This is a genomic window from Streptomyces sp. enrichment culture (assembly GCF_964272855.1).
Classification (GTDB): Bacteria; Actinomycetota; Actinomycetes; order Streptomycetales; family Streptomycetaceae; genus Streptomyces.
On the sequence record NZ_OZ186847.1, the window covers coordinates 1,523,112 to 1,535,579 of the forward strand.

Genomic DNA, 12,468 nt, shown 5'->3' on the forward strand with positions numbered 1-12,468 from the left:
CGCCTCAGGCCTCCGCCGGGGCGGCCGCGGGGGCCTGCGGGCGGGCGCCGCCGAGCCGCCGGGCGAGCGGCACCAGGGCGATGGCGCAGGCGCCGACCGCGCCGGTCAGGGCGAACGCGGTGAAGCCCCAGCTCTCGTTGCCGTTCTGGGCGAGCACGCCGATCAGCCAGGGGCCGACGATGGCGCCGGTGCGGCCGACGCCGGTCACCCAGCCGAGCCCGGCGGCCCGCTCCTTGTCGCGGTAGACGGTGCCGGTGGCGGCGTAGACCATGACCTGCGCGCTGAACAGCCAGACACCGGTGACGGCCACCACCACGTAGGTGACGCCGAGCGGGAGATGAGCCTTGAGCAGCAGGGCGCCCGCGGCGGTGAGCACGAACCAGATCGCGGAGACCCGGACGGCGCCGAACCGGTCGGCGGTGCGGCCGGCGATCAGCATGCCCACGATGCCGCCCGCGTTGATCACCAGCAGGAAGCTGACCGAGGAGTCCAGGCCGTAGCCGGAGGACCGCATCATCTGGGGCAGCCAGGTGGAGACGCCGTACACCAGCAGCAGGCCGCAGAAGGACGCCACCCAGAGCAGCGGGGTCGCGAAGCGCGCCTCGGGCCGGAACAGCTCCCGGATCGCGGAGAGCCGTCCCTTCGCGCCGGCGCCAGGTGCCTCGACGGGGGCGGGCCGGGGCACGCCGTAGCGGTCGGCGACGGCGTACGCCTCGTCGCGGCGGCCGCGGGCCAGCAGCACGCCCGGCGACTCGGGCAGCAGCCGCAGCAGCAGCGGGACGGCGACGACGGCCGGCAGCACACCCGCCCAGAACACCCAGCGCCATCCGGCGGCGGGCGCCAGGGTCATGCCGAGGCCGGTCGCGGCCATGCCGCCCGCGTGGTACGAGGTCATCAGCAGGCCGGTGGCGAGCGCGGCCCGGCGGGGCGGCGCGAACTCCAGCACCATCGCCAGGCACAGCGGCATCAGCCCGCCGAGGCCGAGCCCCGCGACGAACCGCCCGGCGCCGAACAGGCCGGCGCTGCCCGCGAGGGCGCACAGGGCGGAGCCCAGGGAGAACAGGGTGACGCTGGAGACGAGCAGCGGCCGGCGGCCCAGCCAGTCGGTGACGTTGCCGGCCAGCAGCGCGCCGATCAGCATGCCGAACGTGGTCCAGCTGCCGATCGTGCCCGCGTCGGCGGCGGTCAGGCCGAGGCCGGGGTCGTCGAGCATGTACGGCATCACCGCGCCGTAGATGTTGACGTCCATGCCGTCGAAGAAGACGGCCAGCCAGCACAGGGCCAGGACTGGGAAGACGGAGCGGAATGAGGTCATGGCGGTCCCTGGGAGGTGCGGGGAACGGGAGAGTCTGTTCGCCTGATGAAAGTTCGCCTGGTGAAAGTTGCTTCACTTTCCGGGCTGGGTGAGTTTCACCGGCCACGCGCCGCACGTCAATGCCTTGCGCACGCCATTGACAGGCGTTGTCCGCGCTTGCAGACTCACCCGGAGCATTCTGGTGAACTCTGGTTCACTAGGCGAACAGAACGTACTGCGCACGACTCCGGAGGGCCGCCCCGCATGACCGTCACCCGTGACCTCCTGATCGGCGGCAAGGAGACCCCCGCAGCCTCCGGCCGGACCACCGCGGACATCAGCCCCTTCACCGGCGCCGTGTACGCGACCGTGGCCGCCGCCGGGCCGGAGGACGTCGAGCGGGCCGTGGCCGCCGCGGACGCCGCCTTCGAGTCGTGGGCCGCGCTGAGCCCGTTCGCCCGCCGCGCGGTCTTCCTGAAGGCGGCCGACCTGCTCGACGGCCGTGCCGAGGACGTCGCCGGGCTGATGGCGCGGGAGGTGGGCGCGACCCGGCCCTGGGCCCGCTTCAACGTCATGCTCGCCGCGCAGATACTGCGCGAGGCGGCCGCCGCCGTCACCGCGCCGCGCGGGGAGGTGCTCACCGCCCAGGAGGAGGGCACGCTCGGCCTCGCCGTCCGCGAACCCCTCGGCGTGGTCGCCGCGTTCGCCCCCTGGAACGCGCCCGTCATCCTCGGTGTCCGCGCGGTGGCCGCGCCGCTCGCCGCCGGGAACACCGTCGTGCTCAAGCCCAGCGAGGACGCGCCGATCGCCTGCGGGCTGCTCGTCGCCGACGTGCTGCGCGAGGCCGGGCTGCCCGACGGGGTGCTGAACGTGGTCACCAACGCGCGCGAGGACGCCGCCGCCGTCGCCGAGGCGCTGATCGCCGACCCGCGGGTGCGGGCGGTCAACTTCACCGGCTCCACCCGGGTCGGCCGGGTCATCGGCGCCCACGCCGCCACCCACCTCAAGCCGGCCGTGCTGGAGCTGGGCGGCAAGAACTCCGTCATCGTCCTGGACGACGCCGACCTCGGCCACGCCGTCGACGCCGCCGCCTTCGGCGTCTTCATGAACGCCGGGCAGATCTGCATGTCCGCCGACCGGGTCCTGGTCCACGAGAGCCTGGCCGACGAGTTCACCCGCAGGTTCACCGCGAAGGTGGCGGCCCTGCCGTCCGGCGACCCCGCCGACCCTCGCACGGTCATCGGCCCGCTGGTCACCGAGGTCGCGGCCCGCCGGGTCGCCGCGCTGGTCGCGGACGCGGTGGGCAAGGGCGCCACAGTGCTGACCGGCGGCGGGGAACCCCAGGGCGCGGTGTACCCGGCGACGGTGCTCACCGGGGTCACCGAGGAGATGGACGTGTACCGCGCGGAGGCGTTCGGGCCGGTGTGCACCCTGGCCACGTTCGCCGACGACGATCAGGCCGTCGCCCTGGCCAACGACACCGAGAACGGTCTGACCTGCGGCATCATCACCGAGAACGGCACCCACGGGCTGCGCGTCGCCCGCCGGGTGCACACCGGCATCGTGCACGTCAACGACCAGTCCGTCGGCGACGAGCCGCAGGCGCCGTTCGGCGGCGCCAAGGCGTCGGGCTACGGGCGGTTCGGCGGCCGGTGGGGCGTCGAGGCGTTCTCCAACACCCGCTGGGTCACCCTCGCCACCCGGCACGCCCACTACCCGTTCTAGGCACGCCGGGTGACGGACGCGCCGGGCGCGGCCGTCAGTGCGGTACCGCCGGCTCGGCGGCGTCCGGTTCCGGATCCGCCGGCAGCAGCAGCTCTTCGTAGCGGCCCAGGGCCAGCACCACGCCGAGCAGCAGGAACGGGAGCAGCACAGCGAATACCGCCATGGCCTGTCCTTCCGCGAGTGAGGGGCGTGGGGGGCCAGGGCCGGGTCTCCGCCGATCCGGTCCGCAAACCCCGTGTCGCCCTCCGCTCGTCGGGTACGCGGTGTCCACCCCAGCAGTCTGGAGGGAGACATGCAGCGAGGCAGTGACCGGCTGAGCGTCCACCGGGACGACGAGATGAAGCACCAACTGCAGGGCATGCTGCGGTCGGGGCACTCCACCCGTACCGAGGAGTGGCACGATCCGGAGCCCTCGGCCGAGGACGACCTGCGCGTGGCGGGCGGGCCGGGGCTGGGCTCCCTGGAGGAGACCCGGCTGGAGCTGGCCCGGGTCCTGGGCCGCAGGCCCTTCCCGGCCGGGCCGGGCGAGCTGATCGGCGAGCTGCGCCGGCACAACGCGCCCGACGCGCTGATCGAGCCGCTGACGCGGCTGCCGCGCGGATCCCGCTACGGCAACGTGCAGGAACTGGCCGAGGCGCTCACCCGCCGGGAGGAAGCGCCGTGATGGCCGACTACGTGAGGGAGGTGATGACGCCGGGCGTGGTGGCGGTCCGCCCCGACGCCTCGCTCGTGGAGGCCGCGCAGCTGATGCGCAGCCAGGACATCGGAGATGTCGTGGTGGCCGACGGGCAGGACGTGGTGGGCGTGCTCACCGACCGGGACATAACGGTGCGGGCGGTCGCCGACGGCGTCGACCCGCTCACCGTGAGCGCCGGGCAGGTCTGCACCCCGCATCCGGCCGTGGTCGCCCCCGACGACCCGGTGTCGACCGCGGTGGCGCTGATGCGGGAGAAGGCGGTGCGCCGGCTGCCGGTGGTCGAGCGGGGCCTGCCGGTCGGGATGGTGAGTCTCGGGGACCTCGCGGTGGCGCAGGACCCGGACAGCGCGCTCGCCGACATCAGCCGGGCCGCGCCGGACGACGCCGGCCACCGGGCCGGGCCCGGCGTCCGAGGACCCGTATGAGCGGGGCGAGCGTCGCCCGGACCGCCGCCACCGGTGTCTCCGTCGACGTCGGCGAGGCCACCACGCGGTATGTGATGTACGGACTGCTCCCCAGCTGGTTCGTGCCCGGCGTCGCCGACTGGGTGATGCACCGGCGCACCCGCATTGAGGAGACCACGGGGCTCAAGGAGTCCCTGATCCACTCGCTGATGATGGCCGAGGTCGGCATCCCCATCGCGCTGTCCCTGCGCCACCACGTCAACCCGCTGCTGCTGTCGGTGCAGCTCGCCGGGGCCGCGGCGCACGAGGCGACCGCGCTGTGGGACGTACGCACCGCCCATCACAGCGACCGCGAGGTCAAGCCCGTCGAGCAGCACATCCACAGCTTTCTGGAGTCGCTGCCGTTCGGGGCGATCGCCTCGCTGATGTGTCTCCATCCCGACCAGGTGAGATCGTTGCTGCGCGGGGGACGCGGCGACCCTGACGCCTGGCGGTTCGTGCCGCGCCGGCCGCCGCTGCCGCGCGGCTATCTCGCCGGGATCGCCGCCGCAATCGGCGTGTGCGTGCTCCTGCCGTACGGCGAGGAGCTGCTGCGCTGCGGGCGGGCGGCGGTCCGGCGCCGCAAGGGGCGCCGCCCGGGCCGCGGGGCCGACGGGCGCGCCGCACCGGAACGCTGACCCGAAGGGACGTCGAACCATCATGCGTATCGCATTCCTGACCGCACCCGAGGGTGTCGAGCAGGTCGAGCTCACCGAGCCCTGGAAGGCGGCCGAGAACGCCGGCCACCAGCCGGTGCTCGTGTCGACGAGGTCCGGCGAGATCCAGGCCTTCGACCACCTCGACAAGGCGGACACGTTCCCCGTCGACGAGGTCGTCGGCGAGACCGCGGCCGGCTCCTTCGACGCGCTCGTGCTGCCGGGTGGGGTGGCCAACCCGGACTTCCTGCGGATGGACGACAAGGCCGTGGCCTTCGTGCGGGACTTCTTCACCGGCGGCCGGCCGGTGGCCGCGATCTGCCACGCGCCGTGGACGCTCGTCGAGGCGGACGTCGTGCGCGACCGTGAGCTGACCTCCTGGCCGAGCCTGCGGACCGACATCCGCAACGCGGGCGGCACCTGGGTCGACGAACAGGTCGTCGTCTGCGAGCGCGGCGACAACAAGCTGGTCACCAGCCGCAAGCCGGACGACCTTGAGGCGTTCTGCGCGACCTTCCTGGAGGTGTTCGCGAAGGAGGCCGGGTGAAGCCGCCCGTGTGAGGGCGCCTGTGTGAGGGGGTTCGACGCCGCCGGGAAACCCATCGGGTCTCCCGGCGGCGTTCGTATGCCGGCCGGTGGGCGTGCCCGCCGGCCGGCGGCTGCCGAGGGCCGGTGTGTCCTACGGGGTCCGCTCCCGGCCCGCTCCCTTGTCGCCCGGACCCCACTTGCCGACCGGCGTACGCCCGTCCCTGCGGTCGCCCGTCAGCCCGTCACCGGCCGTCGCGCGGTCGCGGGCGCCGTCCCGGGTACGGGACGCGGCGACGAAGCGGCGCGGATTGCGGCGCAGGTACTCGCCCTCGAGCTGGGCCATCCGCTCGTTGTGCGCGCGCAGCGCGTCGTTCGAGCCGTAGAGCAGCGTGTCGTGGCGTGTGCGGTGGATCGTCTCCAGCTCTTTCATCAGCTGCTGGTCGTCCAGCCGTCCAGGGTCGACTCCGGTCATCGTGGTGCCCCGCTCGTCGTGTTCGTGTCTGCGGTACGGGTACCCGCCCGGGGAGCAATACCCCCAACGGCATCCGGGAGGGAGCCATGGACCTCGCGTTCCTGAATCCACTCTACGAACATCCGGGCCCATGGGCCTCCGTGTACGTGGACCTCTCACAGCGCGCGGAGGACATGCACCACCAGCGGCACCTGACGGCTGCGGCGATGGCCCGGGAGCTGGCGGGCCAGGGCGCGGACGAGGCGACCTGCGACGCGGTGCGGAACGCGATCGAGGAACTGCGGCACTCCTCCGAGCCGCACGGGCGGGCCCTGTTCGCGCGGGCGGGTGACATCGTGCTGGACCCGTCGCTGACCCGGCCCCCGCAGGGCGGCAGCTGGGCCGAGTGGGCACCGCTGCCGCGCACCGCGCCGCTGCTCGACCTGGAGGGCGAGGACACGTTGTGCGTGGTGGCGTACATCGACCGCAAGGGCGCCGATTTCGAGCTGCGCAGCGCGGTCGTCCGGGAGGACGCCGGGTCGGTCGCCGGGCGCCAGTGGCCGGTGCACCGCACCAGCTCGGTCGACTGGTCGGAGCGGCACTTCCAGCTGCGGGTGGAGAACACCTGGGAGCACAACGCGGCGGAGATCGCCGACGCGCTCGCCGTCTGCCAGGAGGAGACGCGGGCCGACCTGCTCATCCTGGTCGGTGAGGACCGCGAGCGGCACGCGGTGCGCGACCGGATGCCGCAGCGGCTGCGCGACCGGGTCGTGGAGGCCCCGCACGGCGCGGGCAGCAGGCTGCTGGACGCCGATGTGGAGCGGGCCCGCGCCGAGCACGAGCGGGCCCGCGCGGACGCCGAGCTGGAGCGGTTCCTGGCGGGCCGCGCGCCGGACGCCGACGGGCGTGTGGTGGCGGCGGAGGGTGTGCCCGCGCTGGTCGAGGCGGCGCGCGAGCACCGGATCGACGAGCTGCTGGTGCGCCCGGACGGCCCCGACAACCACCGTGAGGTGTGGATCGGCGAGGACCCGGACCAGCTGGCGGTGCGCCGCACGGATCTGAAGATCCTCGGCGAGCAGCACTCCTGGCCGGCCCGCGCGGACGACGCGCTGATCCGCTCGGCGGTGACGACGGCGGCCCCGGCGATCTCGGTCGCCCCGGCGGCCGGCGCCCACCGCGAGGACGTCCCGGTGGGCGGCCTCGGCGCACTGCTGCGCTGGAGCTGAGCGAGGGCGCGGCCGGGGTGGCTCTCGCCGTCCCGGCCGTCGCCGGCCCTGCTCCGGGCGGTCAGCGGGCCCGTTCCACCCGGCGTTCGTCCCAGACCGGCTCGGGTGTCTCGCGGACGCGGCCGTCGCTGCCGAAGACCAGGAAGCGGTCGAAGGAGCGGGCGAACCAGCGGTCGTGGGTGACGGCGAGGACCGTGCCCTCGTAGGCCTCCAGGCCCTCCTGGAGTGCCTCGGCGGACTCCAGGTCGAGGTTGTCGGTGGGCTCGTCGAGGAGCAGGGCGGTGGCGCCGGCCAGTTCCAGCAGGAGGATCTGGAAGCGGGCCTGCTGGCCGCCGGAGAGCCGGTCGAAGCTCTGCTCTGCCTGGGCGGTGAGTTCGTAGCGGCGCAGCCGGGACATGGCAGCGCCCCGGTCCTGGGAGTGCTCCCGCCACAGGATGTCGAGCAGGGTCCGGCCGGTCAGCTCCGGGTGGGCGTGGGTCTGCGCGAAGTGCCCGGGCACGACCCGCGCGCCGAGCTTCCACTGCCCCGTGTGGGCCACGTCCTCGCCGGCCAGCAGCCGCAGGAAGTGGGACTTGCCGGAGCCGTTGGAGCCGAGCACGGCGACCCGTTCGCCGTAGAAGACCTCCAGGTCGAACGGTTTCATCAGGCCGGTCAGCTCCAGGCCCTGGCAGGTGACCGCGCGGACGCCGGTGCGGCCGCCCTTGAGCCGCATCCTGATGTCCTGCTCGCGCGGCGGCTCCGGCGGCGGGCCGGCCTCCTCGAACTTGCGCAGCCGGGTCTGGGCGGCGGCGTAGCGGGACGCCATCTCGTGGCTCACGGAGGCGGCCTGCCGCAGGTTCAGCACCAGCTTCTTCAGCTGGGCGTGCTTCTCGTCCCAGCGGCGGCGCAGTTCCTCGAAGCGGGCGAAGCGTTCCCGGCGGGCGTCGTGGTAGGTGGCGAAGCCGCCGCCGTGCACCCAGGCGTCCGCGCCCGCGGGGCCGGGCTCCACGGAGACGATCTTCTCGGCGGCGCGGGCGAGGAGTTCCCGGTCGTGGGAGACGAACAGGACCGTCTTGCGGGTCTCCTTCAGCCGCTCCTCCAGCCAGCGCTTGCCGGGCACGTCGAGGTAGTTGTCCGGCTCGTCGAGCAGCAGCACCTCGTCGGTGCCGCGCAGCAGCGCCTCCAGCACGAGTCGTTTCTGCTCGCCGCCGGACAGGGTGCGCACCTGGCGCCACTGCGCCTTCTCGTACGGGACGCCGAGCGCGGCCGTGGTGCACATGTCCCACAGCGTCTCCGCCTCGTAGCCGCGCGCCTCGGCCCAGTCGGCGAGGGCCTGCGCGTAGCCGAGCTGGGCGGCCTCGTCGTCGACGGTCATGAGGGCGTGCTCGGCCTTGTCGACGGCCTTCGCGGCCTCGCGGATGCGGGGTGGCGCGACGGACACCAGCAGGTCGCGTACGGTCGTCTCGTCCCGTACGGAGCCCACGAACTGGCGCATCACGCCGAGGCCGCCGCTGACGGTGACGGTGCCGCCGTGCGGGGTGAGCTCACCGGAGATCAGCCGCAGCAGGGTGGTCTTGCCGGCGCCGTTGGGTCCGACGAGGGCGACGACGGCGCCTTCGCCCACCCGGAAGGAGACATCGCCGAGCAGCGTCCTCCCGTCAGGGAGGTGGTACTCGAGGTGTGCGGCTTCCAGATGTCCCATGGGGCCGCATTCTCCGGGGGCGTCCCGGCGGACGGCAAACTCTTATTCGCCGTGGTGCCGGGGCCTGCCGGGCCGGCCGGCCGCGTCGAGGGGCCGCCCGGTGGGGCCGCCCTCGGCCCCGGCGGGGACCGCGGCGACCGTCGCGCCCGCCCAGGACAGCGCCTTCCAGCCGTCGGCGGGCGAACCCTCCAGGACCACCACGCCGGTGTTGTCGAGGAGGTGGGCGGCGGCGAACGGCACGTCGACGTTGTGGGCGCGGGCAGCGGTCCACATGCGGATCGCCGCGCCGTGGCTGAACAGGGCGGCGGTCGCGGCGCCGCCGCGGGCGGCCTCCTCGACCACGGCGTCGTACCGGGCGAGTGCCTCGGTGCCGCTCTCACCGCCCGGCATCCGCAGCTCCGTGTCCCCGTCGGCCCAGGCGAACACGGTCCGCATGTACCGAAGGCCCCGCTCGGAGTCGCCGGGCAGCATCTCCAGGTCGCCCGCCGACACCTCCCGGATGCCGTCGCGGACGAGCACGTCGAGGCCGCGGGCGGCGGCCAGGGGCGCGGCGGTGAGCTGGGTGCGGAGCATGGTGGAGGCGTAGACGGCCTCGATGTCCTCGTCGGCGAGCGCGTCCGGCAGGGCGGCGACCTGCCGCTCCCCCAGTTCGGTCAGCCCCGGCCCCGGCACGGTGGTGTCCAGCAGGAACTCCAGGTTGGAGGGGGTCTGGCCGTGGCGGACGAGCAGCAGACGCATGGGGCCTCCCGGCGGCCGGCCGGTCAGGAACCGGGCTCTTCAGGGTACCCGCCCCGGTATGAGCCCTGACGTCGATCTGACCGCCCCGCACCCCGGCCGGCCCGGCCTGCGGGACCACCTGCTCTCCCTGGACTCCCGGCTGTTCGAGTTCGCCGCGGCGCGCAACTGGCCGGCCGCCGAACCGGTGCTGCCCAGGCTGAGCCGCAGCGCCAACCACGGCGTGCTGTGGTTCGCGACGGCCGCGCTGATGGCGGCGAGCCGCACACCGCGGGGCCGCCGGGCCGCCGCGCGCGGTCTGGCCTCCCTGACCCTGGCCTCGGCCACCATCAACACCCTCGGCAAGCGTTCGGTGCGCCGCGCCCGGCCGGTGCTCGACCCGGTGCCGCTGGTGCGGCAGCTGAAGCGGCAGCCGATCACCACCTCGTTCCCGTCCGGGCACTCCGCGTCGGCGGCCGCGTTCGCGGCCGGGGTGGCGATGGAGTCGCCCGTGTGGGGCGCGGCGGTGGCGCCGGTGGCGTTCTCGGTGGCCATGTCCCGCGTCTACACCGGCGTCCACTTCCCGAGCGACGTCGTCGCCGGCGCCACCCTCGGGGTGGGCGCCGCGTTCGCCGTACGGGGTCTGGTGCCGACCCGCGACCAGCACGCGCCGCCCGCCCGGCCGCGCGCCGAGCTGCCGGCGCTGCCCGACGGCGAGGGACTGGTCGTCGTCGCCAACACCGCGGCGGCCACCGCCGACCGGGTGCGCGGGCTGCGGGAGGCGCTGCCGCAGGCGGAGGTCGTGGAGTGCGCGCCGGAGGACGTGCCCGCGCAGCTGTGCAAGGCGGCCGCGCGGGCCCGGGTGCTGGGGGTGTGCGGCGGCGACGGCACGGTGAACGCCGCCGCCGAGACCGCCCTGCGCCACGGGCTGCCGCTCGCGGTGCTGCCCGGCGGCACGCTCAACCACTTCGCCCTCGACCTGGGCGTGGAGGACGTACGGTCCTTCAGCCGGGCGGTCCGCGAGGGCGAGGGGGCGCGGGTGGACGTCGGCCGGTTCTCCTGCGGGGCGCGGCGCGGCATCTTCCTGAACACCTGCAGCCTGGGCGTGTACCCGGAGCTGGTGCGCGAGCGGGACCGCTGGTCGCACCGGATCGGCGGCTGGCCGGCGGGGGTGCTCGCGGCGCTGCGGGTGCTGCGCGCCGACCGGCACCCGCTGGAGGCGGAGGTGGGCGGCCGGCCGCGCCCGCTGTGGCTGCTGTTCGCCGGGAACGGCACCTACCACCGGATGGGTCTCGCCCCGGGCCGCCGCCGGGACCTCGCCGACGGGCTGCTCGACGTGCGGGTGGTGCACGGCGGCCGCCGTCCCGCGCTGCGCCTGATCTCGGCCGCCTTCGCCGGGCCGCTGACGCGCTCCCCCGTGCACGCCGCCGTGGCGGTGCCCAGGCTGCGGCTGGCCGGGGTGGCGCCGGGCACGCTGCTCGCCTACGACGGTGAAGTCACCGAGGTGGAGGGCGAGGTGACGCTGGAGAAGGAGCCGGAGGCGCTGGCCGTGTACCGCCCGGCGACCTGACACCCGACCCCCTCGCTGTCCGCATCCTGAAACATACTGTCTCATCATTCGGCATGCGGAGTACGGTGACGACGTCTCCCGCGGGGCTTCGGCGCCGCGGGAGCCTCACCGTCGAGAAGGGGGCACAGCCATGCCGGAAGCGCGGGAGACCGCCGTCTACACGCACGGACACCACGAGTCGGTGCTGCGCTCGCACACCTGGCGGACCGCCGCCAACTCCGCCGCCTATCTGCTCGGCTCCCTGAAGCCCCACATGCGCGTCCTGGACATCGGCTGCGGCCCCGGCACCATCACCGCCGACCTCGCCGAACTGGTCCCCGACGGCCATGTCACCGGCGTCGACACCGCCCCCGGTGTGCTCGACCAGGCCCGGGCCACCGCCGCCGGGCGCGGCCTGGCCAACGTCGACTTCGCGGTCGCCGACGTGCACGCCCTGGACTACCCGGACGACACGTTCTGCGTGGTCCACGCCCACCAGGTGCTCCAGCACGTCGGCGACCCGGTGCGGGCGCTGCGCGAGATGAAGCGGGTCACCAAGCCGGGCGGCTACATCGCGGTACGCGACTCCGACTACGCGGGCATGACCTGGTACCCCGCCTCCCCCGGCATGGACGAGTGGGCCGCCCTCTACCAGCGGGTCGCCCGGGCCAACGGCGGCGAGCCGGACGCCGGGCGCCGGCTGCGGTCCTGGGCGCTGGCAGCCGGCCTGACCGACATCACCGCCACCTCCGCCACCTGGACGTTCGCCACGCCCGAGGAGCGGGCCTGGTGGAGCGGCCTGTGGGCGGACCGCACCCTGGCGTCCACGTACGCGCGGGTCGCCGTCGGCGGCGGGCACACCACCGAGGAGGGGCTGCGCGCGGTGTCGGAGGCCTGGCGGGAGTGGGGACGGCAGGAGGACGCCTGGTTCGCCGTTCTGCACGGGGAAATTCTCTGCCGCAAGGAAGTCTGAACGGCGTAATTCGGGAAACTCGTACGGCAGGAGGTTCTGAGATGGTTCCCATCCTGCTCGTATTGCTGCTGGTCCTGATTCTCTTCGGCGCCGGATTCGCCATAAAAATTCTGTGGTGGATCGCGCTGGCCGTGCTGGTCCTCTGGCTGCTCGGTTTCCTGCTGCGTGGCACGACGGCAGCCGGCTCCAGGGGCCGCTGGTACAGGTGGTGAGGAACCCCGGGATCTCAGTCCCGGGGAAGCAACGGTCCAAGCGGCCCGAGGTCCAGATTCAGGTCCTCGGGCCGCAGTCCGTAGCGCTCACGCAGTTCGGTCATCCGGTCGTCGAGCAGCATCAGGGTGAGCCCGATCCGCTCCTCCTGCTCCTCGGTCAGGTCCCCGGTGTCGAAGCGGCGCACCGCCTGCCGCTCCATGAGCTGGCGCAGCAGCTCGACGACGGTGAGGACGAGCTTGACGAGGTCGCGTTCGACGGTGTCGGGTTCCAGGTCGAGCCGCCTGCGGCGGTCCGGGTTCGCCACGAGGCGGTCCGTCA

Annotated in this window: 14 protein-coding genes and 1 pseudogene; 9 read left to right on the top strand and 6 right to left on the bottom strand. The window is 74.1% G+C overall.

The window, feature by feature from the left end; genetic code table 11:
• Positions 1 to 4 precede the first annotated feature (4 nt).
• Positions 5 to 1,315: an MFS transporter gene (locus tag ACSU6L_RS06545; RefSeq protein ID WP_437054450.1), complete on the bottom strand. Its 1,311-nt coding sequence runs from the start codon at positions 1,313 to 1,315 to the stop codon at positions 5 to 7.
• Between the two features lie 243 nt (positions 1,316 to 1,558).
• Between ACSU6L_RS06545 and ACSU6L_RS06550 the strand changes: the two genes are divergently transcribed.
• Entirely contained in the window at positions 1,559 to 3,019 is a 1,461-nt protein-coding gene (locus tag ACSU6L_RS06550; protein ID WP_437054452.1) for an aldehyde dehydrogenase family protein, read from the top strand.
• Between the two features lie 34 nt (positions 3,020 to 3,053).
• Here ACSU6L_RS06550 and ACSU6L_RS06555 read toward each other — a convergent pair whose 3' ends face one another.
• Positions 3,054 to 3,182 (bottom strand): hypothetical protein, encoded by a 129-nt coding sequence (locus ACSU6L_RS06555; RefSeq protein WP_437054454.1) that lies wholly within the window; start codon positions 3,180 to 3,182, stop codon positions 3,054 to 3,056.
• 129 nt (positions 3,183 to 3,311) lie between these two features.
• On the opposite strand from ACSU6L_RS06555, the gene ACSU6L_RS06560 reads away from it, so the two are divergent.
• From ACSU6L_RS06560 to ACSU6L_RS06575, 4 genes are read left to right on the top strand one after another with little or no spacing between them, the layout of a single operon-like run.
• Complete coding sequence (locus ACSU6L_RS06560) at positions 3,312 to 3,683, top strand: DUF2795 domain-containing protein (RefSeq protein WP_437054456.1); 372 nt, start codon at positions 3,312 to 3,314, stop codon at positions 3,681 to 3,683.
• Entirely contained in the window at positions 3,683 to 4,141 is a 459-nt protein-coding gene (locus ACSU6L_RS06565) for a CBS domain-containing protein (protein ID WP_437054458.1), read from the top strand. Before ACSU6L_RS06560 ends, ACSU6L_RS06565 begins: the two co-directional genes overlap by 1 nt.
• On the top strand, positions 4,138 to 4,797 hold the full coding sequence (locus ACSU6L_RS06570; RefSeq protein ID WP_437054460.1) for a diguanylate cyclase: 660 nt from the start codon (positions 4,138 to 4,140) through the stop codon (positions 4,795 to 4,797). Before ACSU6L_RS06565 ends, ACSU6L_RS06570 begins: the two co-directional genes overlap by 4 nt.
• 22 nt (positions 4,798 to 4,819) lie before the next feature.
• A complete protein-coding gene (locus tag ACSU6L_RS06575) occupies positions 4,820 to 5,362 on the top strand; it encodes a type 1 glutamine amidotransferase domain-containing protein (protein WP_437054462.1) in 543 nt (180 codons plus the stop codon).
• 234 nt (positions 5,363 to 5,596) lie between these two features.
• Here ACSU6L_RS06575 and ACSU6L_RS06580 read toward each other — a convergent pair.
• Positions 5,597 to 5,815, bottom strand: a pseudogene (locus ACSU6L_RS06580) (DUF6158 family protein); the annotation flags it as partial.
• 86 nt (positions 5,816 to 5,901) lie between these two features.
• On the opposite strand from ACSU6L_RS06580, the gene ACSU6L_RS06585 reads away from it, so the two are divergent.
• On the top strand, positions 5,902 to 7,020 hold the full coding sequence (locus ACSU6L_RS06585; RefSeq protein ID WP_437054464.1) for a Vms1/Ankzf1 family peptidyl-tRNA hydrolase: 1,119 nt from the start codon (positions 5,902 to 5,904) through the stop codon (positions 7,018 to 7,020).
• Positions 7,021 to 7,081: 61 nt separating this feature from the next.
• On the opposite strand, the gene ACSU6L_RS06590 is transcribed toward ACSU6L_RS06585, so the two are convergent.
• Together ACSU6L_RS06590 and ACSU6L_RS06595 are read right to left on the bottom strand one after the other, a co-directional pair.
• Entirely contained in the window at positions 7,082 to 8,701 is a 1,620-nt protein-coding gene (locus tag ACSU6L_RS06590) for an ABC-F family ATP-binding cassette domain-containing protein (RefSeq protein WP_437054466.1), read from the bottom strand.
• A 42-nt stretch (positions 8,702 to 8,743) separates the two neighbouring features.
• Positions 8,744 to 9,439 (bottom strand): histidine phosphatase family protein, encoded by a 696-nt coding sequence (locus ACSU6L_RS06595; protein WP_437054468.1) that lies wholly within the window; start codon positions 9,437 to 9,439, stop codon positions 8,744 to 8,746.
• A gap of 58 nt (positions 9,440 to 9,497) precedes the next feature.
• Here ACSU6L_RS06595 and ACSU6L_RS06600 point away from each other — a divergent pair, with 58 nt between their 5' ends.
• The 3 genes from ACSU6L_RS06600 (at position 9,498) to ACSU6L_RS06610 (ending at position 12,149) form a co-directional block, all read left to right on the top strand.
• Positions 9,498 to 10,985: a bifunctional phosphatase PAP2/diacylglycerol kinase family protein gene (locus tag ACSU6L_RS06600; RefSeq protein WP_437054470.1), complete on the top strand. Its 1,488-nt coding sequence runs from the start codon at positions 9,498 to 9,500 to the stop codon at positions 10,983 to 10,985.
• A gap of 130 nt (positions 10,986 to 11,115) precedes the next feature.
• Positions 11,116 to 11,937: a class I SAM-dependent methyltransferase gene (locus ACSU6L_RS06605; RefSeq protein ID WP_437054472.1), complete on the top strand. Its 822-nt coding sequence runs from the start codon at positions 11,116 to 11,118 to the stop codon at positions 11,935 to 11,937.
• Positions 11,938 to 11,978: 41 nt separating this feature from the next.
• Positions 11,979 to 12,149: a hydrophobic protein gene (locus ACSU6L_RS06610; RefSeq protein ID WP_437054474.1), complete on the top strand. Its 171-nt coding sequence runs from the start codon at positions 11,979 to 11,981 to the stop codon at positions 12,147 to 12,149.
• A gap of 14 nt (positions 12,150 to 12,163) precedes the next feature.
• Here the strand turns inward: ACSU6L_RS06610 and ACSU6L_RS06615 are convergent, their stop codons facing one another.
• Positions 12,164 to 12,454: a gas vesicle protein K gene (locus ACSU6L_RS06615; protein WP_437064794.1), complete on the bottom strand. Its 291-nt coding sequence runs from the start codon at positions 12,452 to 12,454 to the stop codon at positions 12,164 to 12,166.
• Between the last annotated feature and the right edge of the window lie 14 nt (positions 12,455 to 12,468).